Genomic DNA, 23501 nt, shown 5'->3' on the forward strand with positions numbered 1-23501 from the left:
TAATGCAGCCGCCCACCCGGGGCCGCGGTTGATGTGTGAAGTAGATGTTGCGTTACCTCCGATCGTATCGCTGACCGGCAGTGGTTGGTGTCCATTGACGTCTTACTGGGCCGAGCCTGCGGGTCCAACCGATAGAATGGTCAGTGGGTCGGGAAGGAATCCGACCCCACGCGTGTTGAACCCGAAGGTGCATGCCCGAGTCCCTGGAAGGAGACACCATGCTTGATCCCTTGTCCCTCGTCAGGCTCGACGACGAGGTCGTCGATGAAGTGCGCCTCCAAGGACTGGGAATGCTGGTCTCTCTCGCCGGCCATGCTGATGCCGGGCAGCTCAGCCAACAGATCCGCAGGGAACTGCTGGGCCACCTTGACTCGGAACTCATCGCCTCCTTCGACGCCGACCAACTGGTCAATTACCGTGAACGACGCCCGCAGATTTCGCTGGCCGCCGACCACTTCACCGACTACGCGGCCCCCGTGATCGAATTGCACCGGCTCACCGATGGGCTGGGAACCGACTTCCTCTTTCTGACCGGCTCGGAACCGGATTTCCAATGGGAACGATTCGCTGCTGCAGTCGTCTTGCTGGCCCGGGGCCTGAACGTCTCGTTGACCGCTGGGATCGGTGCTGCCCCCTTGCCGGTTCCGCACACCCGACGTATCGGGGTCACGGTACACGGCAACCGGCCGGACCTGAGGGAAGGCATTTCGACGTGGAACCCCTCAGCGCAGATCCCCGCAGCGGCAGCCCATCTGGTGGAAATGCGACTGGACGCGGACGGTCGCGACGTCGTGGGCTACGACCTTCACGTTCCTCACTATCTAGCTGATTCGGAGTACCCGCAGGTCGCCGTGGCTGCGATGGAGTTCTTGGGTGCCGCCCTGGGCTTGGGGCTGCCTTCTGACCATCTGCGTGAAGCGGCCCGGAAGGTCGAAGGGCAAATCGCCGAACAGGTTGCCGATGCCCCGGATGTCCAGCGAATGGTCGCTAATTTCGAAAAGCGTTTCGACGCCCACGAGCCCGAAGCCGAACGGCGTTCACTCCTCCTCACGGCCGACGAGGTGGTTCCCGATGGAGAGGATTTGGGGATGGCTGCTGAAGCCTTCCTGTCCTCGCAAGCAGCCAAGGCCGACCCTGAAGAAAACGGTCAGTGACCTCTCTGAGGGGTCGGTTCGCCTCCGGATCTGCTTGGTGGGTCTGGGGAATCGGCGTCTTCGCCTACATGGTTGCTGTCACCCAGCGGACCAGCTTCGGTGTTGCCGGGTTGGAGGCCACGTCCCGATTCGACGCTAGCGCCTCCATTTTGGGAATGTTCAGCGTGGTCCAGCTCGTGGTCTACGCCGGTTTGCAGATCCCCGTCGGCATGCTGATCGATAAGTTTGGTTCTCGACGGCTGATCATCTTCGGTGCCCTGCTGATGGGGCTCGGGCAGATGTTGCTGGCCCTGGCCACGTCGGTTCCGGCCGGACTCGTGGGACGGTTCTTCGTCGGTGCCGGCGATGCCATGACCTTCGTATCGGTGATCCGCCTGATTTCTGCGTGGTTTCCGGGGTACCGCGTCCCGATGCTCACCCAGTTCACCGGCATGGTCGGCCAGCTGGGACAGTTACTCAGCCTGGTGCCGTTCGTGGCCCTTTTGCATTGGGCCGGATGGACGACGTCGTTCCTGTCCTTGGCTGCGTTATGTGTGCTGGCATTCGTGCTTTCCCTGGCCGTGGTGCGCGACCAGCCGCCCGGAAGTGCGCCGTTGCCCTCCGGCCCACCACCTAAATCGTTGGCCGTCCTGCGCGAAGCATGGCGCCAGCCAGGAACTCGGCTGGGTTTTTGGACCCATTTCGGTCTGCAATTCACGTCCAACGTCTTCCTGTTGGCCTGGGGTTACCCCTTCCTCGTTTCCGGCCAGGGACTGGACCCGACTGCGGCTTCTGGTTTGATGACGATCTTCGTTCTCGTCTCGCTGGTCTTTGGACCACTCTTCGGAGCGATCGTCGCGCGGCACCCCCTGCGACGGTCGACCTTGGCACTGGGAATCATCGCGCTGATCTCGGCGTCCTGGGCTGCCGTTTTGTTGTGGCCGGGGCCCGCACCGCTGGCCCTGCTGGTCGTGTTGCTGATCCTGTTGGCCATCGGTGGCCCGGGGTCCATGATCGGCTTTGATTTCGCAAGGACCTTCAACACCCCTCAGAGCATGGGAACCGCGACGGGGATCGTCAACGTCGGCGGGTTCACCGCCGCGTTGATCAGCGTATATTTCATCGGACTGATTCTTGACCTGCAGTTTGCGGCTGCGGGCGGTCAGGGAGATCTATATAACCTCGATGCCTTCCGTTGGGCCATGGCCTTCCAGTTCCTCCCCCTGGCGGCGGGTGCCGTCGGCATCATCACCACCCGGCACAAGACGCGAAGCGACCTGGCCCACGACGGTGTGGTGATTGTTCCTCTCCGGCAGGCTCTGGCGGAACGTCGGTGGCGCCGAGGCCGTCGGCCCCGCAACTGACCTTTGAATACCAAATAAAGAGTCACTGGCCCCTCACCGTGGCCCCTCGGGTGCCAGTGGGGCCCCACGTTCCACAGGGAGCTAGCCGGGACCTGAAAACGGCGAGCCACCGGAACACGGTGGAGGGATGAATAGTTCACCGGGACAACTCTCCGTCAGCGATGCCGAAGGCGTCATCTCCCTCGTGCCCCACCTGCTCGGATTTCATCCGCGCGAAAGCCTGGTGGTCCTGATCATGCGGGAAAAAGCCCTGGAAGCCACGCTGAGGGTGGATCTTCCGGCCCCGGGAACAGGCCTGATGGGGGCCCGAAGGTTCACCCGGCAGCTGGTCGACTATTTGCGGGCGGCCCCCGAAGCAGATGGAGCCTGCTTGGTCCTGTATTCAGAACTGGCCCATGCTGAAGGACATCTCCTCCCGTATCGGGATTTCACCGATGCCGTAACCAGCCAGCTTCAACGGTGCGGCTACCAGGTGCCCGATGCCTGGCTCGTTGGTTGCGGACGTTGGTGGTCTTACTTTTGTGGCGGTCCAACCTGCTGCCCGACCTCCGGCCGGCCGATCGAGTCGGTGCTGCTTTCGGAAGCACATTTGAACATGGTCTTGCGGGGGAGTAGCCCGATGGCAGAACCCTGGGACGGGACGGGCGCAGAAACCTGGCCTGGGGTTGAAGCCGTTCGTGAGGTGGTGGATGAACACCAACGCGCCGGCGGAGGGTGGAGGGAATCGATTCGCGGGCTGGAGCGATGGTGTGCCGCCCTGGACCAAGAGCCGCAGGAGCTCGTGACGAAACTACGCTCAAACCCCTCGGACACTGGTGCTTTGCTGGCTTCTCTGCGCACTGACTTAGTTCGGGACGCCTTGCCCTTCGCCGCGGGAAGCTCGGGGGCCGGGGCCCGAAGCGCTTTGGTCGGCAGACTGCGCAATGCCGATGCCAACGCAGAGTTGCGCGAATTGGGCGAGTTCATGTTGGGCAACTCGGACCAGGCTCCTCATTGGGGGACCCTCGAAAAACTCTGGGAAGTGGGTCGGGGGATCCTGCCGGCGGCACGCGGAAGGGACCGCTGTGCGTTGCTGTGTATCTTGGGCTGGGTTGAGTGGGCCAAAGGTCACAGCAGCGGCGCCCACGCCCTGATCGCCACCTGCCGTTCCGAGGCGCCCGAATACCGCTTGGCCGCGCTGCTGGGGGCCTTTCTTGCCCGGGGGCGGCTGCCCCGGTGGGCCACCAACCGGGAAACCGCATGGGCCGGCAGTCTTGAGCCTGGCCAATGACAAGCGTGGGCTCGAAACGTGAGAGACTATTAACCGCAGACCCGGTTGGGTCCGTGTCCTTGGGGACGGTAGCCACTGTCCCGCCCCGTGATCCACTTTCGGATTCGGGAACAAAAGGCCGAATGTAGGCGTTGCAACCACTGGACCCTTCATTCGGATTCGCCTCTATGGCGGAACTCGGACTTGACAGGGTCATAGTGGTGTTACCCGTCAGGTGGCGCCGCGGTCGATCCGTGAGAAAGGTTATTCGTGCCAGCTTCCAAATCAAGCTCTCAGGCCACCACCAGCCGGGGCAAGAAGCCCGCAGCCGCAGCGGGCGCAGTGGATACAGCCGATGAGACGGATGAGTTGACGCCTCAGCAGAAGGCCGCTCAGACGCGCGCCAAGAACAAAGCCAAGAAGGCGGCCGAAGTAGCAGCCGAACCTACCGAGCCGGCAGCAGGAGCCGAGCCCGAGGCAGATGAAGAGGGCGAAGCAGCAGCCAAGCCCGAGAGCGAAAAGTCGGGTGCACCGGCCGATCCGGCGGCTCGCGAAGACGAGGCGCGCGGGTTCATCATTACCAGTGATGATGACGACGCCCCACAGCAGCAGGTGTTGGTCGCCGGTGCGACCGCCGACCCGGTGAAGGATTACCTGAAGCAAATCGGCAAGGTTGCCCTGCTCAATGCCGAACAGGAAGTTGATCTCGCCCTGCGGATCGAGGCCGGGCTCTTCGCCACCGAGAAGCTCAAGGCGGGCGACGACGTTCCCAAGCGGCTGCGTTGGGACCTGGAGCAGGTGGTCCATGACGGCAAGATCGCCAAGAATCACTTGCTCGAAGCCAACCTCCGGTTGGTCGTCTCCCTAGCCAAGCGGTACACCGGCCGCGGGATGCTCTTCTTGGACCTGATCCAGGAAGGGAACCTGGGCCTGATCCGTGCGGTCGAGAAGTTCGACTACACCAAGGGCTTCAAGTTCTCCACGTACGCGACCTGGTGGATCCGTCAGGCCATCACCCGGGCCATGGCCGACCAGGCCCGGACCATCCGTATCCCGGTCCACATGGTCGAGGTCATCAACAAGTTGGCCCGTGTCCAGCGACAGATGCTGCAGGACCTGGGTCGCGAACCGACCCCTGATGAGCTGGCCAAGGAACTCGACATGACACCCGAAAAGGTGGTCGAGGTACAGAAGTACGGTCGTGAACCGATTTCTCTGCACACACCATTGGGCGAAGACGGCGACTCCGAGTTCGGCGACCTCATCGAGGACTCCGAAGCCGTGGTACCAGCCGATGCCGTGAGCTTCACGCTGCTGCAGGAACAGTTGCACTCCGTTCTGGACACACTCTCCGAACGCGAAGCAGGTGTTGTGGCGATGCGCTTCGGCCTGACCGATGGTCAGCCGAAGACGTTGGACGAAATCGGCAAGGTCTATGGGGTCACCCGTGAGCGGATCCGTCAGATCGAGTCCAAGACGATGTCCAAGCTGCGCCACCCGTCACGGTCGCAGGTATTGCGCGACTACTTGGACTAAATCAGCGCGTCGGAGAACCGATCCGAAAGCACAGGCCGGCACCCCTGCACAGGGGTGCCGGCCTGTGCTTTTCCACCATGGTGGGTGCGCCTCGGTGGCGGACCCGGTCCGGTGGTCAACGAGTGCGGACAAAAAAGCGGGAACCGTGTGTTCACGGTTCCCGCTTCAGCAGTCTTGAGCCCGGGGGCTCTTCGACGGAGGATCAGTCCTCGTCGTCGTAGACCGGCTTCTCATGAAGTTTGTCGGTTTCGTCCTGCCATTCGGCGGTCATGGGCCGCAGCTTGGCCTCGACGTCGCGTGCGTGGTGGCCGCAGAAGAGCAGCTCTCCACCAGAGGTCTGAAGAACCGCCCGCACATAGGCCTGTGCTCCGCAGCGGTCGCAGCGATCAAGTGCGGACAGTCCGCGTGTTGCCACTGATGTTGGCGTCATGATGACCTCCTTGGATCTCGTGTACTCAATACAACCAGCTACGGCGATAAATCATCCCGTCATGACTCGACTTTCGCTCACCGCGTAGCGTTCCGCAGGCATTATCGGCATGGGCGTGTCGTGCGCCACGCCTGATTTTCCGTTGAAAAGCTGTAACGGCGCGGGAACCGTGAGATGTCGGATGCGGGGACTATCGTGGAAGTGGTCCGAAATTCCATCGTCAACAAGGAGCACGTCCCCCGTGGCACCGAGTTCTGAGTACAACGCACGCCACCTCTCCGTGCTGGAAGGCCTGGAAGCGGTCCGCAAACGCCCGGGCATGTATGTCGGTTCCACCGATTCGCGCGGACTCATGCACTGCCTCTGGGAGATTATCGACAACTCGGTGGACGAGGCCCTCGGCGGCTTCGGGCAAAGCATCACCATCGTGCTGCACTCGGACGGGTCGGTAGAAATTCACGACGATGGCCGCGGCATTCCCGTGGACGTCGAACCTAAAACCGGGCTGACCGGCGTTGAAGTCGTTTTCACCAAACTTCACGCCGGCGGGAAATTTGGTGGCGGTTCATATACGGCCTCCGGCGGCCTCCACGGCGTGGGTGCCAGTGTGGTCAACGCCCTGTCGGGGCGCCTCGATGTCCAGGTGGACCGGGGCGGCAAGACCTACCAGATGCAATTCCGGCGGGGAGAGCCGGGGCGCTTCAAGGACACCGGTAAGCCCAAACCCGAGGCACCTTTCGAGCCGTTCGTGGAAAACTCTGAACTCGACATCGTTGGCAAGGCCAAGCGTGGGGTCACCGGAACCCGCATCCGCTACTGGGCCGACGAACAGATCTTTATCGCCGATGCCAAATTCTCCTACGAGGAACTCGAAGCACGCGCCCGGCAGACCGCATTCCTCGTGCCGGGCCTCCGGCTGACCTTGCGTGATGAACGCAAGCTGCCGGGAACCGCTGGCGCGGACGGGCCGATCGAAGAGATCTTCCACCATGATGGCGGGATCTCGGAATTCGTCGACTACCTGGCCCATGATCCGGCCGTCACCGACATCTGGCGCATCCAGGGGACAGGAGCCTTCAAGGAATCCGTACCCGTCCTCGACGACTCCGGGCACAGCAAGGTGATGGAGGTCGAACGTTCCTGCGAGGTCGATGTTGCCTTGCGGTGGGGTGTCGGCTATGACACCACCGTGCGTTCCTTCGTGAACATCATCGCCACGCCCAAGGGCGGTACGCACCAGACAGGTTTCGAGCAAGCACTTCTGAAGACCTTCCGTAAGGTGATCGAGTCCAACGCCCGCAAGTTGAAGGCCGGCAACGACAAGATCGAGAAGGATGACGTCACCGCCGGCATGACGGCGGTCCTGACCGTCCGCCTGGCCGAACCCCAATTCGAGGGCCAGACCAAGGAGATCCTCGGGACGTCGGCAGTGCGCCAGATCGTTTCCCGGGTGGTGGAGAAGCAACTTGCTGCCCGCCTGACCTCCTCCGCGCGAGCGGATAAACAGCAGGCCGGGGCCGTGCTGGAAAAGGTCGTCAACGAGATGAAGTCCCGGATCTCGGCTCGGGTTCATAAGGAGACGCAGCGGCGCAAAAGTGCGCTGGAAACCTCATCGTTGCCGACGAAATTAGCTGACTGCCGAAGCGATAACGTCGAACGTTCAGAACTGTTCATCGTGGAGGGCGATTCGGCGCTCGGAACCGCGAAGCTGGCCCGTTCCTCCGATTTCCAGGCGCTGCTGCCGATCCGTGGCAAGATCTTGAACGTCCAGAAAGCCTCGGTGGGGGACATGCTCTCCAACGCCGAATGTGCTGCCCTCATCCAAGTCGTTGGCGCCGGCTCCGGGAGAAGCTTTGATATTTCTGCCGCCCGCTACGGCAAGGTCGTCCTGATGACCGATGCCGATGTCGACGGGGCCCATATCCGCACGCTTCTGCTGACCCTCTTCTTCCGCTACATGCGACCGATGGTCGAGCACGGCCGGGTCTATGCTGCGGTGCCGCCCCTGCATCGAGTGGAGGTTATCCATTCGGGGGCCAAGCCCAATGAAATGGTCTATACCTACTCGGAGAACGAATTACATACCGTGCTTGCCGAACTTGGGGCGAAGGGCAAAAAATACAAGGAGCCCATCCAACGCTATAAAGGTCTGGGCGAAATGGACGCCGAGCAGTTGGCCGAAACAACGATGGATCCGCGCCACCGCATGTTGCGCCGGGTGAACATTGCCGATGCTGAGCGGGCCGAGCAGGTCTTCGATTTGTTGATGGGCAGCGATGTCGCTCCGCGTAAGGAATTCATTATCGCTGGTGCTGAACGTTTGGATATGGAGAACATCGACGCCTGATCGAGGCGCGTCAGTTCAAGAGGCCCGGTGCCACCAAGGCCAAGGTCGGGACGAGCACCAAGAGAACGGCAGTAGCCATGACGGCCGACCGTCCGGCCAGGGGGAGTTCTTCGACCGGGCTGAGTAGACGGCGGAGCCTGAGTGACGACAGCTGGCTGGCCGGTACTGCTGCGGCTCGCCCCGGCCCGGCCGCAGGAGCCACGGCCTCCGCTCCCCGGGCTCTCGCAGCGTCCTCGCCCAGCAGAGTCTGGACGTCCCCGCCGGTGGCCGGTGCCATACCCGAAGCCACGGCCACCAGAGAACGCAGCAGATCCTCACGGGAGACCTGTTCGAGGGCGGCGTCGTCGGCGAGCATCTCGATCAACTCCTGGACCGCAAGACGCGCCAGCCGTGAGGTCGGCAGCCAGGGAAGGGCCTGGTTCCATGATTCGAAGGCCAGAATCAACAAGTCATGGCGTTGGTCCAGATGCGCACGTTCGTGGGCGACGACGCCACGGAGGCCCTCCTCATCCAGAGAGTCCAAGAGACCGCGGGAGAGCACCGTGAGGGAACCGTTGAATCCGGGCAAACAGTAGGCCACCGGAGCCTGGTGCTCGACCACGACGGCTCCGGGGATCGACGAAGAAGGCCCGCTGAGCAGGGCCAGTAGTCGGCGATGACGTGTCCGCTGCCGGGTGACCTTATACGCGGTGAGCAGCAAGGTGAAGATGAGGTGGGCGCCGAGCAGCAAGGCGGTACTGAGGGCAAAGACATGGACGACCGTGAGGAGCGAGGCGCCAGGTTCCCCCAGCACAATGCGCCTGAATCCTGACAGCGCCGAAAGGAGGTTGTCGCCCAACGGAGACAGACCCCATACCAGGAAGGCCCCGATCATCGACAGGCCACCGGCGAGGGCGATCGCCTGCCAGAGCAACAGGGCAGTGAAGGGGGATCGCGAGGTCCAATGGGCCCGTGAGAGCACTATCGGAGCAGGCCACGCCAAGATGATGGCGAGGCCGAGCAGCAGGTAGGAGGCTGTCAGCATCGTGGCCGGAAAGCGGCGGCGGCGCCGCTAGGCGTTGGCCCCGTCATCCAGAATGCGTCGCAGGGAGGCCAATTCCACGGGGGAGATGCCGCCAATGAACCGGGCGAGGACGGCCTCGCGGTCCATCACGTTGCCCATGGCCTCGTTCATGAGGCCCACCGTGTGTTCTTCACGGCTGGTGACTGCGCGGTAGCGGTGCGGACGTGTATCGCGTTCGCGGGTGACCAGCTGCTTTTTCTCCAGCCGTGCCAACACGGTCAAGACCGTGGTCACCGCCAGTTCCTTACCGTCGTTGCCGTGAGCCTGCGCCAGCTTGTCACGAAGGTCGTTGGCCGTCTGTGCTTCGGCGCCGTCCCACAACAGATCCATCACCGAGCGTTCGAGGTCGCCGAGAGTTGCCAATGATCTTCCTTGTCTAGCTTCAGTAGGTCAACGCAGGGATCTCAACCGGTGGAGTCTCTTCATCCTCCGGGTCACTGCGTTGGTACCAATCTACCCTGATTTCGGCTCAGGTTCTACACGGCGTAGAAAATCGGGTATTCTACAGAGCGTAGAAAAGGTGTCGGGGGTCGTCCCGATACTTCCGCAGGGTTTGGAAGGTTGTTCATGGACCCCCTTGAAATTGCCCGCTGGCAATTCGGCATCACCACGGTCTACCACTTCCTGATGGTGCCACTGACCATCGGGTTGGGCATCCTGGTGGCGGTCCTTCAGACCATGTGGGTGCGGACAGGCCGTGAGGAATACCTCCGGATGACGAAGTTCTGGGGCAAGCTCTTCCTGATCAACTTCATCATGGGTGTGGCCACCGGCCTGGTCCAAGAGTTCCAATTTGGCATGGCCTGGAGTGAATACTCCCGTTTCGTCGGTGATGTCTTCGGTGCCCCGTTGGCCATGGAATCCCTGCTGGCCTTCTTCGTCGAATCCACCTTCCTGGGGCTATGGATCTTCGGTTGGCAACGATTACCGAAACTTCTGCACCTAGGCTGTATCTGGATGGCCACCCTGGCCTCGGTCCTGTCGGCCTACTTCATTCTGGTGGCCAACTCGTGGATGCAACATCCGGTCGGCGTCGAGATGATTGATGGACGCCCGGTCATGACCGACGCCTGGGCCGTCTTCACGAACAACACCGCTCTGGTCACCTTCCCGCACACCATCTTCGGTGCCTTCGCCGTGGCCGGTGGATTCCTCATCGGCATTGCCTGGTTCCACCTCTACCGCCGCCGCAAGGCGGGAATCGACACCGTCGATGCCCAGGGTCACGTGATGGTCGGCGAAGACACCTCCCAGGGGGCGGGCCGCGACAAACTCGACCACACCGTGTGGCTGAAATCCTTGCGCATCGGTGCCGTGGTCGCCATGGTGGCCTTTGCCGGGGTCGCCTTCTCCGGCCATGCCCAGGCTCAGTTGATGTTCAAGCAGCAGCCCATGAAGATGGCCGCAGCCGAAGCCGCCTGCCACGATGGAACGGGCTTCTCCGTGTTGACCATCGGTAACCTCGGTGGCGGCGGGGCCACCACCTGTGACGACGTGGTGGCGGTCTTCGAACTGCCGGGCCTGCTCTCCTTCCTGGCCAACGACAACTTCACCACCGAGATCCCCGGCGTGAACACGCTGCTGCCGCAATACCAAGAAAAATACGGGACCCACCTGCCCGACGACCCGATGTACGGGGAGCGGGCCGGACAGGAAATCAACTATCTGCCGCTGATGGAAGTCACCTACTGGGGCTTCCGGCTCATGATCACCTTTGGTGGGATCGCGGCCTTCGCAGCGCTGGTGGCCCTCTGGGTGGTGCGTAAGGGGACGGTACCGGAGAACAAATGGATCTCCCGGCTGGCAGTGTTCGGCATCCTGGCACCCTTCGGCGCCAACTCGGCAGGCTGGATCTTCACCGAAATGGGCCGCCAGCCCTTCGTCGTCGCCCCCAACCCGACGATGGACGGTTCGGTAGACCAGGTCTTCATGTACACCGCAGCCGCCGTCTCACCGGGGGTCTCCGCCGCCGAAATGCTTTTCTCGCTCATCGCCCTCACGGCAGTTTATGGGGTCCTGGCCGTCGTCGAAGTCAAGATGATCGTGCGGTATGTGCGCGGCGGCGTTCCCTCCGCCATGCCCGAACTGACGGCCTCGCCACCGGGTGAAGACGACGATGACACCCCAGCCGGCGACGGCGACGTCCTCGCCTTCGCCTACTGATCCTGCCCGCGGAAACGATCTAAGGATTGATGATGGAATTCCTCCCGACACTCTGGTTCGTGATCATCGCCGTGTTCTGGGCCGGTTACCTCTTCCTCGAGGGTTTCGACCTCGGGGTGGGGATGCTGATGAAGCTCCTGGCCCGCGATGAACGCCAACGACGCGTTCTGCTGAACACCGTCGGACCCGTATGGGACGGCAACGAGGTATGGCTGATCACCGCCGGGGCTGCCACTTTTGCTGCTTTCCCGATGTGGTATGCCTCGCTGTTCTCCGCACTCTACGTGCCGTTGGTGCTGGTGCTGGTCGCCCTGATCTTCCGTGCGGTGGCCTTTGAATATCGCGGTAAAGCCCACCGGCAGTCCAGCCGCAACGCTTGGGACTGGGCGATCAGCCTCGGCTCCTTCACCGCTGCCTTCGGCGTCGGGGCGATGCTGGCCCTGACGACGACGGGGCTTCCCTTGGATGCCAATGGTGACCGGGTGGGAGGGGCTTTCGCCTGGCTCACCGGCTACGCGGTCCTCGGCGGGCTGGCCGTCGTCGCCTTCTCGCTGATTCATGCCCTGGCCTTCGTCGGACTCAAAACCGAGGGGGAGTTACGCGAACGGGCCCGCAGCCTCATCGGCCGGTGGCTGCCGGTGGCGCTGGCGCCGATGGCGCTTTGGGCGATCCTCGTCGTGGTGCCGACCGGAAAGGTGATCCCCCTGGTTCTTGTGGTCCTCGCCGTCGTCGGTGGCCTCGCCGGATGGCTGGCCAACCGGCGGGGAGCCGAAGGCTGGTCCTTTGCCTACTCGGGAGCCTTCCTCATGGCAGGAGTGTCCGCCATCTTCGTGGCGGTCTTCCCCGTGGTCCTGCCCTCGACGATCGATGCGGCCTTCAACCTGACCGTCGCCAATGCCTCCTCCAGTGAGTACACCCTGGGGCTGATGAGTGTTATCGCTGCCTTCGGCATCCCGCTGGTGTTGCTCTACCAAGGGTGGTCCTACTGGGTGTTCCGTCAACGGGTTTCCGAAAGCCATATTCCGGCAGCCCATACCGTGACCCCGGTGGTCTAGGACCGAGATGACCCCGATGAAGACGACTGCCGCCGGCCCCCATCAAGGGCTGCGTGAGGTTCCACGCTCACAGCTGGCACTGTTGGCTGCCTTGGCCGCGGTGAAAGCCGTGGGGTTGATCCTGTTGGGGCAGGCGTTGGCCACGGGGATCACCGTGGTGGCCGACGGAACCGTCGGTTCCCCGTCGGGGACCGGAGGGGAGCTCACCGGCGCGTTGGCGCCCCTGTGCCTGATCGGTGCCGTCGGAGTCCTGCTGCGAGCCGCAGCGGCGTGGGGTATGACCCAAGCCTCGCAACGGACCGCTTGGGGCACGAAGGAACGTCTGCGCCACCGACTGGTCGCCGCCGAGCTGAGCGGAAAGACTCGACAGGGAAGCGCGGATTCACCGAACGGGCGCGGCGCCGTGGCGGCCCTGGCCTCGCGCGGGCTCGACGGCCTGGACGAGTACTACTCGACCTTCCTGCCCGCCTTGGTCAGCGCCGCCGTCGTACCGCTGTTCATTGGAGCCCGTATCCTCGCGGCGGACTGGGTTAGCGCGCTCATCCTGGTGCTGACCGTGCCCCTGGTCCCGGTCTTTATGTCACTGATCGGACTGCATACTAGGGACCGGGTAGCCCAGGCGGCTGCGGGACTGGATGCCTTGTCGAACCAGCTCGCCGAGCTGGCGCAGGGACTACCGGCCCTGATCGGACTACGGCGTTCGGCCGAACGCCGGCAGGGGCTCACCGCTGTCTCACGGCGCTACCGCGAAACCACGATGTCCACGTTGCGTACCGCCTTCCTGTCCGGGTTCGCGCTGGAACTGATCGCGATGATCTCCGTGGCCGTCGTCGCCGTGTTCATCGGAGTCCGGCTCGTCTATGGGCAGATGGGTCTCGAGGTGGGCCTGTTGGCCCTCATCCTGGCCCCGGAAGTCTTCCTGCCGCTCCGCAGCGTTGGGGCGGCGTTCCACGCCTCCGAAGATGGTTTGGAGGCCCTACGGCGGGCCGAGGACCTTCTGGGGGATGGCCACGAAGGCCCCCTGGCCGGGGCAGCTGAGCTGGGCGAGCGTGACGCGCGGCCAGACGCCGCAGGGATCGGCGTGCAGCGCCTGCGCGTCCAGTACGCGGGATCGGCAGCGCCCGCCGTGTCCATCGCCGAGCTCACGGTCTCACGGGGCGAACGAGTCGTCCTGGACGGGCCTTCAGGGAGCGGAAAAACCACCCTGCTCCATGCCCTCGCGGGGCTGCTTCCCCCCGAGACGACCATCGACGGCGTCATCGACGTCCCCGATTCGTCAGATACCGCCTGGATCGGGCAACACCCCCAATTCACCGAGCCCACGGCCACCGAGGAACTACTGCTCTACGCCCCGAACGCCGAGCTCACGGATCTCACCCACGTGCTGGAAGACGTTCGGGCGGGACATCTGGCTGCTCTGCCGCTGGACGGACTCAGCCCCGGGGAGCTCCGCCGGATCGCGGTGGCCCGGGCGCTGCTCCGGATCCGGTGCGCGGGCGCCTCCCTCCTGTTAGCCGACGAGCCGACAGCCCATCTGGATGCCGTGAGCGCTGGAGCCGTCAGGTCCGCCCTCGCTTGCCTCGCCCAGGACGTGACCCTGATCGTGGCCACGCACGACCGCCAACTGTCCGACCTGCTCCGGCAGGGTGGAACCGTCGGGCAACCCGTGCCGATGATTGAACCCCGTCACGACCGGCAAACGGGCACCGAACCGCTTCCCTCCCAGCCGGCCGGGCCCACCGCGGCGGACGAGACCTCCGTGCGCACTTCCAGCCGGTCAGCCCGCTGGTCCCTGCTGCGATCAATGAGGTGGTGGCGTTCAGGGATGGGAGGTGGCGTCCTCCTCGCGACGGCCTCCGTGCTGTCCGGGGCGGCGCTGACCGCCGTCTCGGGCTGGCTGATCGTCAATGCCAGTACCCGTCCACCCATGATGGTGCTCATGGTCGCGATCGTGGGCGTGCGATTCTTCGGACTGGGTCGGGCCGTCCTACGGTACGCCCAACAACTAGCGGTGCACCGGGCGGTCCTTGACTGGGCGACCGCGCTGCGCACCCGGTTATGGGATGCCCTGTCCAACCGCCCCGCCGGATGGGGGAAACTGACTCGTTCGGGGGATGCGCTCACCCATCTGGTGGCCGACGTCGACGAATTGCGCGACGCAGCACCACGGGTCCTGGTTCCCCTTCCGGCAGCGATCCTTGCCTGGGCAGGTTCCCTCATCACCGCAGCATTGCTCTTCCCGGCGACCCAGGGCATCTTCTGGATCGCCGGGGCACTGGGCTTCCTGCTGGGGCCCTGGCTGGCTGTTCGTGTCGAACGAGGTTCCGCAGCCCAGGCGGCACGACACCGCAGTTGGGCCACCGGCCGGATTTCCACGCTCTTCGCCGCCGCCGGGGATCTGCGGGCCAACGGGGTCGCGCCACGGGCTGCCGCAGACTTCAACCAGCACGACCAACTGGCCTCCCGGACAACACTGCGAGCCGCTTCGGGCGCCGGACTCGGTGAGGCCATCGCCGTCATCGCTTCCGGGCTGGCAGCGATCGGTTGCCTGCTGGTCGCCGGCGCTACCGGAGCATCGGGAGCCGAAACGGCGGCACTTCTGGCAGTGGTCGCCTTGCTGGCTTTGAGCCTGAACGAACCCTTGGCCAATGCCTCAGATGCCGCAGCGAAACTCCCGCTCTTCGGCGACCGGCTCGACGCCATCGCCCGGGTGCTGAGCAGCAACGACGCCCCGGCGCCGCTTCCCGCTGATGCTGCGGAAAACGGAGCCCACGCTGCCGGGCAGGACGGCCGGCCGACACGGTTGACGTCATTGGAACTTGAGCAGGTGTCGGTGACGTGGACGGGGAACACGCCGGTGGTGGAGCATATTTCTGCGCGGGTGGAACGTGGCGGCTGGTTGGCGATCATTGGCCCATCGGGGTCTGGAAAATCCAGCCTGCTCGCCGTACTGCTGGGACTGGTCCGCCCCTCGGAGGGCGCCTTCCGCCTGGGCGACGATGTCGGTATGCTGATCGAACCCTGGGCCGAGCCGCAGAAGGCGGCACCCCTGCTGGGGCGGATCACATGGTGCCCGCAGGAAGCCCATCTCTTCGATTCCAGCCTGCGCAACAACCTATCGCTCGGCCGCTCCGCCCACGACCCGGCAGACGACCCCGAATTGCATGCCGCCCTTGACGCGGTAGGACTAGGCCACTGGTTCGACCAGCAAAGCGGGGGACTCGACACCCGCATCGGCAGTGGGGGGCACCGGCTCTCGGGGGGGCAACGTCAACGCCTGGCGGTGGCCAGGGCACTCGTGGCCAGGGCGGACGCCGTCCTGCTGGACGAGCCGACGGCTCACCTCGGCCAGGACGAGGCCGCGGAATTGATCGCCGACCTGCGAGAAGCCCTGGCGGGGATGGCCGTGGTGATGGTCACCCATGACGCGCAAATGGCCGGCGACGCCGATACGGTTTTGGATCTGAGCACGGGGGCCCTGTCGCCTCCGGTTCGAGCCTGAAGGGCGACGCGGCCCTCATGCCAGCCGGAGCAGAGCCCTTCAAGTCGGACCTAGGGCCCTACCGGCGTCGTACCGCGTCCTTCGACTTCCACCACCGCTGAATCGGCGAAGGGGACGCTGTCCTCCTCCGGCGCAGCGAGGGGGGCGCGTCGGGGCTCCTCAGCGTCGAAGCCGGGCAAAAAATCGCCCACCGGCTCGTCGGGGACCTTTTTTCCGCCGCGTCCTGCAGCAGGGCGTGAGGCCGCGGCCGTGCGTCGGCGCGGTGCCCCGGTGTCTGCCTGCTCTGCCTCGCTGCCACCGGAGACGGGTTCGGGGGAGCGGTCGATGGGCGGGGCGGGTTCGCCCACGGCATCGGGGGCGACAGGAGCCCCGCCGAGCGCGTCGACCTTACTCGACAACGGAACGCCCGAACCATCCCGCCGTCCATGTTCCAGGGGCAGCGCACGGGAGACTCCGGCAGCCGAAGCAGCCCGGGCAGGGCCATGACCGGCCCAGGCCAGGGCCAGGACCTCTTCGCCCTTGAGGAAGCGGTGGGCCCGCACCCCACCGGTACCGCGGCCCTTGGCCGGATATTCGGAGAGCGGGGTGACCTTCACGGTGCCGGCCTCGGTGCCGGGCAACGTCGCACCCGCGGCGGCAATAGTGACCACCACCGCTGATTCGTCCTCGGGATGTGCCGAACCAAAGAAGATGGCCTGGTCACCGTCGACGAGCTTGATTCCTGCCATTCCGCCGGCCGTGCGGCCCTGGGGGCGAACAGTGGATGCCGGATAGCGCAGCAGACGGGCTTGGCCCGAAACGAAGATCAGATCATCGTTTTCACCCGGAACACAGACCCCGATGACCCGATCGCCGGGTTTGAGCGACAGCGCCTCGAACTCGTCACGGTTCAACGGGTAGTCGGGGGTGACTCGTTTGACCACCCCGCGGGCGGTCCCCACGGCCAGCACCTCATTCAGCGGCACCAGACCGATCACGGTTTCACCCTTGGCCAGCGAAATGAACTCGGCGACCGGAACCCCGTCGGTCAGAGGAGGGAACGAGGAGGTGGCCGGCAGGACCGGGATGTCCAAGACCTGCAGGCGCAACATGCGTCCGGTTGAGGTCACGGCGCCGATCTCCCCCCGGGCCGTCGCCGGCAGGAGGGAGGCCAGCACGTCATGCTTCACCCGGTTGCCGTCGGTGGGCAGCGGCTCACGGGTGGTGGTGCGAGCCAGCCGGCCCGAGGCGGAGAGGATGGCCCAGCAGGGATCATCGGCGATTTCGAGCGTCAACGGTGCTTTGGCGCTGGTGGAAGCCGGGGCAGGCATGGTGGTGCCCTTCAAGGGGGCCGCCGTTGCCGACTTCAACAGGCGGGTACGGCGCGGTGTGGCATAACGTTCGGAGACCTCGGCCAGCTCACTGGAGACCAGACCGCGCAGCAGCTCGTCCGAGGCCAGGATGGCGCTGAGACGTTCGATTTCCCGTTGAAGTTCGTCGCGCTCTTTCTCGAGCTCAATCTGCGAATATTTGGTCAGCTGACGCAGCCGCAGCTCCAGGATGTGGTTGGCCTGGATCTCCGAGAGGTCATACACGGTCATCAGCCGTTGGCGGGCCACCGCAGTTTCGTCCGAGTTGCGGATGATCTGGATGACCTCGTCGATGTCGACGATGGCAATGAGGAGACCTTCGACCAGATGCAGTCGATCCTTCTTCTTGGCCAGCCGGTAGGCCGTCCGACGCGTGACCACCGAGAGGCGGTGCCCGATGTAGACCTGAAGCAGTTCCCGCAACCCCAACGTCCTGGGTTGTCCGTCGACCAGGGCCACGTTGTTGATGCCGAAGGAGTCCTCCATCGGTGTGTACTTATACAGCTGTTGGAGGACGGCATTGGGGTTGAAGCCATTCTTCAGCTCGATGACCAGCCGCATACCGTTCTTGCGGTCGGTCAGGTCGATGACATCGGAGACCCCGACGAGCTTTTTGGCGGTGACGGCATCCTTGATCTTCTGGATGACCTTCTCCGGACCGACCATGTAGGGAAGCTCGGTGACGATCAGACCACTGCGTCGCGCGCTGATCTGTTCGAGCACGACCTTGGCCCGGGTTTTGAACGAGCCACGCCCGTTCGTGTAGGCGTCGTGGATGCCCTCCAGTCCGATGATCTCTCCGCCGCTGGGTAGATCCGGGCCGGGGACGAATTTCATCAGCTCGGCCAGGGGCGCTTCGGGATTTTCCACCAGGTGACGGGCCGCGGCAATGACCTCGCCGAGGTTATGCGGGGCCATGTTCGTGGCCATCCCGACGGCGATGCCGGTGGTTCCGTTGACCAGCAGGTTCGGGAAGGCTGCCGGGAGGACCTCCGGTTGAAGCAACTGGTTGTCGTAGTTGGGGATGAAGTCCACGACGTCTTCGTCAAGGTGGTCGGTCATGGCCACCGCCGGGGAATCCAGCCTGGCCTCCGTGTACCGCGGTGCGGCAGGACCGTCGTCCAGCGAACCGAAGTTCCCGTGACCGTCGATCAGTGGCAGCCGCAACGCGAAGTGTTGGGCCATGCGCACCATGGCATCGTAGATGGCGGTATCACCGTGGGGGTGCAGTTTGCCCATGACCTCACCGACGACTCGGGCGCTCTTGACGTGGCCCTTCTCGGGGCGCAGACCCATCTGCGTCATCATGAACAGGATGCGGCGTTGGACCGGCTTGAGGCCGTCACGGGCGTCGGGCAGGGCACGCGAGTAGATCACCGAGTAGGCGTACTCCAGGAACGACCCCTCCATCTCCGAGGTCACGTCGATGTCGACGATGTTCTCGATGAAGTCCTGCGGTGGTTCCGGTGTCTGCCTGCGGGCCATAAAAGTGATTCCTCGAATCGGTGCTGATGTTGGTCCTGCGCGATAGGACGGTGCCGCACTGAGGGGCAGTCTCGTCCTTGTATTTCGGATCACGACGGATCCGTGTGCGAAGGCCTTAGGCTAAGCCTATGGTGCACGAGGTGGAAAATGCTGAATATCCGGCTCATTGGGAAGCCGATGTCGTTCTACGCGACGGGACGACGGCCCATTTGCGGCCCATTGGTCCCTCGGATGCCGCTGCTTTGCAACGCTTCCATGCCGGACAATCCGAAACGTCGATCTACTTGCGGTTTTTCACGTTCAAGTCCAAGCTCACCGACCGCGAGCTGACCCGCTTTACCCAGGTTGACCACGTGAACCGGGTGGCGATGATCGTCCTCCGTGGCTCTCAGATCATCGGGGTGGGACGCTACGACCGACTCGATGATCCGCTGGAGGCCGAGGTGGCGTTCAACATCGCCGACAACACCCAGGGCAAGGGGGCCGGTTCGATCCTGCTCGAGCACTTGGCTGCCGCGGCCCGGGAGAACGGCATCGAACGTTTCAGCGCCGAAGTGCTGCCGGAAAACCGCAAAATGCTCACGGTTTTCGCCGACGCAGGCTACGAGGTCAAACGCCGGTTCGACGACGGGGTGGTGATGCTGGAATTTCCGATCGACCCGACCGAGAAGTCTCGGGCCGTGATGGAATCACGCGAACACCGGGCCGAAGCCCAGTCGTTGGCCGGTCTGCTGGCCCCCCGATCGGTGGCCGTGATCGGGGCCAGCCGGCAGTGGGGAACCGTCGGGTACACGCTGCTGGAAAACATTATCGAAGGCGGTTTCACCGGGCCGGTCTATGCGGTGAATCCTGACGCTTTGGAAATCGCCGGGATGATCTCCTACGGCGCTCTCGCAGAGATCCCCGGCACCGTGGACCTGGCGGTGGTTGCCGTTCCGGTAGCTGAACTGGAGTCCGTCGTTGCCGAATGCGGGGCCCACGGTGTGCGGGGGCTACTCGTGGTCACCGAGACCTTCCCGGGCGACCAGGCAGAGGCCCTGCAACGTCAGGGGGACCTGGTGCGGTTGGCGCGGAGCAACGGGATGCGGCTGATCGGTCCGGCATCGTTGGGTCTGGTCAATACGGCACCGGCGGTCAGCTTCAACGCCTCCATGGCCCCGGGCATGCCCCGGCGGGGAGGACTCGGCCTGTTCAGTCATTCCGCAGCGATCGGCGTGCTCATCTACTCGGCGGCCAGCCGCCGCGGGATCGGTGTCTCCAGCATCGTCTCGGCAGGGAACCGGGCCGACGTCTCCGGCAACGACGCCATGCAATTTTGGGAAGACGACCCCGCAACGACAGCCGTCGCCTTATTCTTGGAAAGCTTCGGGAACCCCCGGAAATTTTCGCGTATCGCCCGCCGACTGGCCCGAAAGAAGCCGGTCATCGTGGCCAAATCAGATGTCATGGGCTTGAGGCTGCCGCCCGGGCACGCCGTACGGACCACCCAGGCGCCGCTGGGTGCCGTGGATGCGATGCTCCACCAGTCGGGGGCCATTCGCGTGGCATCCAACGAATTGTTGATGGACCTGGCGCAGCTCTTCGCCACCCAGCCACTACCCGCCGGCAACGGGCTGGCCATTGTCGCCAATTCTCGGGCGCTGTCCCGCGTGGTGGAGGATAACGCCGAACAGCACGACCTTGACGTTGTCGCCAGTGAACGCGATCTGGTGCTGACCGACGGCGCCTCCCGCGCGTTGCCGCGGCTCCGGAAGACGTTGCAGGCACTGCTGGCCCAACCCGCGGTGCACTGCCTGATCCTCGCGGTGTTGCCGGCCCCGGGCATCGACCACCACCAGCTGGCTCAGATCCTGTTCGAAACGGGGCGGGAAGCCGGCAAACCAGTGTTGGCATCCTTCACCGGGATCATGGATCCGAAGGAACCCGCCGTCGGCCTGATCCAGACCAGCCCGGCCCCCGGCACAGCCGCCCCCGCCTCAGGTGAAGACGAAGGCGGCACCCAGACGGTGACCGTCCGGCAGGACGCCGTCCCCACCTATGCTTCTCCCGGAACCGCCATCGGGGCCCTGGCGGAAATGGTCGGGTACGTGGACTGGCGTGGCCGTGAATTTGGTGAATACGTCGAATCCTCGGGAATCGATAGGGAACGCGCCGATGAGCTGCTCGCCGGGTACATGCAACGCGTGGAAGGAACCGATTTGCTGGCTCTTTCGGCGCAGGACGCCGTCGAGCTGTTGGGCTGTTACGGGGTGAACGTGCTGGAATCGGTGCGGTTCAGCGATGAGCAGGAAGCCGTGGAGGCAGCACATCGCATCGGGTGGCCGGTGGCCTTGAAGGCCACCGACCAGTACCTGCGCCACCGACTCGATTTGGGTGGGGTGCGGTTGAATATCACCGACGAAACCGCGCTGCGGCAGAACATCAGACATATGCAGCAGACGTTGCGCCAATACGGGGCCGATGACCTCGAAGTCCAGACCATGGCTGCTTCAGGTCAGGGTTGCGTGGTGCGTGCACTCGAGGACCCGTTGCTGGGACCACTGATCTCCTACGGGCTGGCCGGGGATGCAGTGAACCTGCTCGACGATTGGGCGCACGCCATCCCGCCACTGACCAATACCGACCTCGCCGATTTTGTCCGCACGCCCAGGGCCTCCCAGAAGCTCTTCGGCTATCAGGGCTTCCCCTCCGTGGACGTGCCGGGGCTGGAGGACTTCCTCAACCGGGTGGCCACCCTGAAGGATGACCACCCGGAGGTGGCGCTGATGGAGTTCAACCCGGTACTGGTCTCCGAAGGATCGGTGACCGTGCTCGCCGCCGACCTACGGATCGGCAACCCCGCGCAGCGCACCGACAGCGCCCGGCGGGCGATGCGCTAGGCAGGGGAGGGGGCGCCAGTCCCCAGCCGCCGTCATGATCGGCCCGACGGCGGCACATACACCGGTAGACTGGGTGGATGTTCTCCCGTACTTCGGCCCCCGGCCGTGATTTGCACAGTGCCTTGGAACGCGCAGGGTTCTACCCCAAGCTCGTTGCTGACGTCGTCGAAGACGCCCTGGATGGGATGGAGCCGCTGGCACATCTGGTCCAGCTGGAAACCCATATCGAGCACACCGAGGTCCACCGGCATGTCACCGTGCTGGTCCTGACGTCCGACGTGATGGTCATCGTCCACGTGGACGACCAACAGCTGGACATGGCTGGGGACCAGGTCATGGCCCAGGTCTCCACGGAGACCGTGCCGATCGGCAGGATCTCTTCGGTGGTGCTCAGCTTCGTCTACCACCAGCCGCAGAACTACCGCAGCAGCGATAAGAGCCGCGAACTGACCCTGGCGATCTCCTGGTCCGGCGGACAACGCGTTGACTTGGCTCCGGCAGGCTGTGCCGACCCGCAATGCGAAGCCGACCACGGCTACACCGGAACGCTGCAGAGGGAGGATGTGTTGCTCCGCGTCAGTGCCGAAGCCGACGGCCTCCAGGCCGTCGAAGATGCCAGGTCCTTCGCCCGGGCCCTGCGGCAAGCCACCACGACCACCGCCTTGGATACCCGACCGGTTCCTGCTGCCGAATCGCGGGCCCCACGCCCCGCAGGCCGGTTCGTTCGCGGCCACCACCAGGGCTGAATCTTGTGAGCACCACCCGCACACCCCGACTCGAGCCCGCCGAACCGCTGCCGGCCCCGCCACGTTACGGCACCGCGGACCTCTCGGTGGTGATGACAAGCGCCGCTGCCGTCTTGGGGGTTCCCGGGTTCAGCAATGTCCTGTCACTACCCCAGGCCCGCAAGGTGTGCGTGGTGATGGCCGACGGGCTGGGCAAGTCACTGCTCAAGGCACGTTCCGGGCATGCCCCGTTCCTGCGCTCGAAAATGGAGAATTCACGCACGCTGGACGCTGCGTTCCCCACGACGACGGCTGCCTCGTTGTCGAGCCTGGGCACCGGTGTGTCGCCCGGCCAGCATGGCATCGTCGGGTACGACGTCGTCGATCCTGCGGTCCCGCGGGTGGTGAACATGCTCGGTAACTGGCCCGAGGACCTGGACCCGAAGGTGTGGCAGCCGTATCCGACGGTGATGGCCCAGGCGGCGGAGCATATCCACGTGGCCACGGCGAGCCTGCCACGCTTCAGCGATTCGGCATTGACCCGTGCCTCGTTGCAGGGCGGCGAATTCCTCGCAGCGGGCACCCCCCAGGCCCGTGTCCGGGCCGCTACCGAGGCGTTGGCCGCATCTGATCGGTCGTTGGTGTACTGCTACTGGAACGAACTCGATAAGGCAGGACATAAATTTGGTAGCGATTCGTCTCAATGGCTCAGTGAGCTGGAGGAACTCGACGCAAATATGCGCACCCTGGCCGGACGCGTCCCGGCAGGGACCTTGCTGTTGCTCGTCGCGGACCACGGCATGGTCGATGTGCGTCCCGAAGCACGGATCGATTACTCGCAGTACCCCGAACTCCTGGACGGAATCGCCCTGACGGCGGGGGAGCCGCGGGCGGTGCAGCTGCACTTCAGCAGCGAGGCCACCGCAGCGACCCGCGCCGCGCTCATCCGGAACTGGAAGGAGGCCTTCGGAGCGAAGGCTTGGGTGATCACGCGGGAGGAAGCCATCGAGCACGGCTACTTCGGCGATGTAGACGAACGGGTCAAGAACAGAATCGGTGACGTACTGATCCTGGCCAGCGGCGAACTCGCCCTCTTTGACGGACGCCGCGTCTCACCCGGGGCCCTGAACATGATCGGCCAGCACGGTTCGATGACCCGAGCCGAGAAGGAAGTCCCGCTCCTGACCCTGGCCACCCCGAAGTAATTCGAGGCAGCGCTGC

At 64.3% G+C, this 23501-nt stretch carries 15 protein-coding genes; 11 read left to right on the forward strand and 4 right to left on the reverse strand.

The features are described 5' to 3' along the window. The first annotated feature begins 218 nt into the window (after window positions 1-218). The 4 genes from FM101_RS11885 (at window position 219) to FM101_RS11900 (ending at window position 5282) form a co-directional block, all read left to right on the forward strand. Window positions 219-1154, forward strand: coding sequence for a proteasome assembly chaperone family protein (locus FM101_RS11885; protein WP_241895284.1), 936 nt, complete (start codon window positions 219-221; stop codon window positions 1152-1154). A 68-nt stretch (window positions 1155-1222) separates the two neighbouring features. Continuing rightward, the gene (locus tag FM101_RS11890) at window positions 1223-2497 is read left to right on the forward strand and encodes an MFS transporter (protein ID WP_087000060.1); all 1275 of its coding nucleotides are present in this window, start codon (window positions 1223-1225) and stop codon (window positions 2495-2497) included. A 127-nt stretch (window positions 2498-2624) separates the two neighbouring features. Further along, on the forward strand, window positions 2625-3767 hold the full coding sequence (locus FM101_RS11895; protein WP_086999856.1) for a DUF4192 domain-containing protein: 1143 nt from the start codon (window positions 2625-2627) through the stop codon (window positions 3765-3767). 249 nt (window positions 3768-4016) lie between these two features. Then, window positions 4017-5282 carry an RNA polymerase sigma factor gene (locus FM101_RS11900; protein WP_086999858.1) on the forward strand — a complete coding sequence of 422 codons (1266 nt, stop codon included), beginning with the start codon at window positions 4017-4019 and terminating at the stop codon, window positions 5280-5282. 202 nt (window positions 5283-5484) lie between these two features. Here the strand turns inward: FM101_RS11900 and FM101_RS11905 are convergent, their stop codons facing one another. Further along, window positions 5485-5712 carry a DUF7455 domain-containing protein gene (locus FM101_RS11905; protein WP_086999860.1) on the reverse strand — a complete coding sequence of 76 codons (228 nt, stop codon included), beginning with the start codon at window positions 5710-5712 and terminating at the stop codon, window positions 5485-5487. Window positions 5713-5953: 241 nt separating this feature from the next. Here FM101_RS11905 and FM101_RS11910 point away from each other — a divergent pair, with 241 nt between their 5' ends. Next, entirely contained in the window at window positions 5954-8059 is a 2106-nt protein-coding gene (locus tag FM101_RS11910) for a DNA gyrase/topoisomerase IV subunit B (RefSeq protein ID WP_086999862.1), read from the forward strand. A gap of 10 nt (window positions 8060-8069) precedes the next feature. Here FM101_RS11910 and FM101_RS11915 read toward each other — a convergent pair whose 3' ends face one another. Next, window positions 8070-9083, reverse strand: coding sequence for a M56 family metallopeptidase (locus FM101_RS11915; RefSeq protein ID WP_086999864.1), 1014 nt, complete (start codon window positions 9081-9083; stop codon window positions 8070-8072). A gap of 27 nt (window positions 9084-9110) precedes the next feature. Continuing rightward, window positions 9111-9485 (reverse strand): BlaI/MecI/CopY family transcriptional regulator, encoded by a 375-nt coding sequence (locus FM101_RS11920; RefSeq protein ID WP_086999866.1) that lies wholly within the window; start codon window positions 9483-9485, stop codon window positions 9111-9113. Window positions 9486-9689: 204 nt separating this feature from the next. On the opposite strand from FM101_RS11920, the gene FM101_RS11925 reads away from it, so the two are divergent. The 3 genes from FM101_RS11925 to cydC are packed head-to-tail and all read left to right on the forward strand — an operon-like array spanning window position 9690 to window position 15842. Then, on the forward strand, window positions 9690-11285 hold the full coding sequence (locus FM101_RS11925; protein WP_086999868.1) for a cytochrome ubiquinol oxidase subunit I: 1596 nt from the start codon (window positions 9690-9692) through the stop codon (window positions 11283-11285). Between the two features lie 32 nt (window positions 11286-11317). Next, on the forward strand, window positions 11318-12340 hold the full coding sequence (cydB, locus tag FM101_RS11930) for a cytochrome d ubiquinol oxidase subunit II (protein ID WP_086999870.1): 1023 nt from the start codon (window positions 11318-11320) through the stop codon (window positions 12338-12340). 7 nt (window positions 12341-12347) lie between these two features. After that, window positions 12348-15842, forward strand: a complete 3495-nt coding sequence (cydC, locus tag FM101_RS11935) for a thiol reductant ABC exporter subunit CydC (protein ID WP_086999872.1) — start codon at window positions 12348-12350, stop codon at window positions 15840-15842. Window positions 15843-15892: 50 nt separating this feature from the next. Here cydC and FM101_RS11940 read toward each other — a convergent pair whose 3' ends face one another. Then, complete coding sequence (locus FM101_RS11940) at window positions 15893-18676, reverse strand: DNA topoisomerase IV subunit A (RefSeq protein WP_086999874.1); 2784 nt, start codon at window positions 18674-18676, stop codon at window positions 15893-15895. A gap of 128 nt (window positions 18677-18804) precedes the next feature. On the opposite strand from FM101_RS11940, the gene FM101_RS11945 reads away from it, so the two are divergent. From FM101_RS11945 to FM101_RS11955, 3 genes are all read left to right on the forward strand, one after another. Beyond that, window positions 18805-21555, forward strand: coding sequence for a GNAT family N-acetyltransferase (locus tag FM101_RS11945; protein ID WP_086999876.1), 2751 nt, complete (start codon window positions 18805-18807; stop codon window positions 21553-21555). A 77-nt stretch (window positions 21556-21632) separates the two neighbouring features. Further along, window positions 21633-22301, forward strand: coding sequence for a DUF5998 family protein (locus FM101_RS11950; protein WP_086999878.1), 669 nt, complete (start codon window positions 21633-21635; stop codon window positions 22299-22301). A 5-nt stretch (window positions 22302-22306) separates the two neighbouring features. Beyond that, window positions 22307-23485 (forward strand): alkaline phosphatase family protein, encoded by a 1179-nt coding sequence (locus tag FM101_RS11955; RefSeq protein WP_241895282.1) that lies wholly within the window; start codon window positions 22307-22309, stop codon window positions 23483-23485. The last annotated feature ends 16 nt before the right edge of the window (window positions 23486-23501 follow it).

This window comes from Arthrobacter rhombi, from assembly GCF_900163545.1.
In the GTDB taxonomy this organism is placed as follows: Bacteria; Actinomycetota; Actinomycetes; order Actinomycetales; family Micrococcaceae; genus Arthrobacter_H; species Arthrobacter_H rhombi_A.

What these genes read in the sequence shown, in the direction of transcription:
- FM101_RS11940 (WP_086999874.1), bottom strand. Translation starts at nt 18,676, where the DNA reads ATGGCCCGCAGGCAGACACCGGAACCACCGCAGGACTTCATCGAGAAC.
- FM101_RS11915 (WP_086999864.1), bottom strand. Translation starts at nt 9,083, where the DNA reads ATGCTGACAGCCTCCTACCTGCTGCTCGGCCTCGCCATCATCTTGGCG.
- cydC (WP_086999872.1), top strand. Translation starts at nt 12,348, where the DNA reads ATGACCCCGATGAAGACGACTGCCGCCGGCCCCCATCAAGGGCTGCGT.
- FM101_RS11885 (WP_241895284.1), top strand. Translation starts at nt 219, where the DNA reads ATGCTTGATCCCTTGTCCCTCGTCAGGCTCGACGACGAGGTCGTCGAT.
- FM101_RS11950 (WP_086999878.1), top strand. Translation starts at nt 21,633, where the DNA reads ATGTTCTCCCGTACTTCGGCCCCCGGCCGTGATTTGCACAGTGCCTTG.
- FM101_RS11945 (WP_086999876.1), top strand. Translation starts at nt 18,805, where the DNA reads ATGGTGCACGAGGTGGAAAATGCTGAATATCCGGCTCATTGGGAAGCC.
- FM101_RS11925 (WP_086999868.1), top strand. Translation starts at nt 9,690, where the DNA reads ATGGACCCCCTTGAAATTGCCCGCTGGCAATTCGGCATCACCACGGTC.
- FM101_RS11895 (WP_086999856.1), top strand. Translation starts at nt 2,625, where the DNA reads ATGAATAGTTCACCGGGACAACTCTCCGTCAGCGATGCCGAAGGCGTC.
- FM101_RS11905 (WP_086999860.1), bottom strand. Translation starts at nt 5,712, where the DNA reads ATGACGCCAACATCAGTGGCAACACGCGGACTGTCCGCACTTGATCGC.
- cydB (WP_086999870.1), top strand. Translation starts at nt 11,318, where the DNA reads ATGGAATTCCTCCCGACACTCTGGTTCGTGATCATCGCCGTGTTCTGG.
- FM101_RS11890 (WP_087000060.1), top strand. Translation starts at nt 1,223, where the DNA reads ATGGTTGCTGTCACCCAGCGGACCAGCTTCGGTGTTGCCGGGTTGGAG.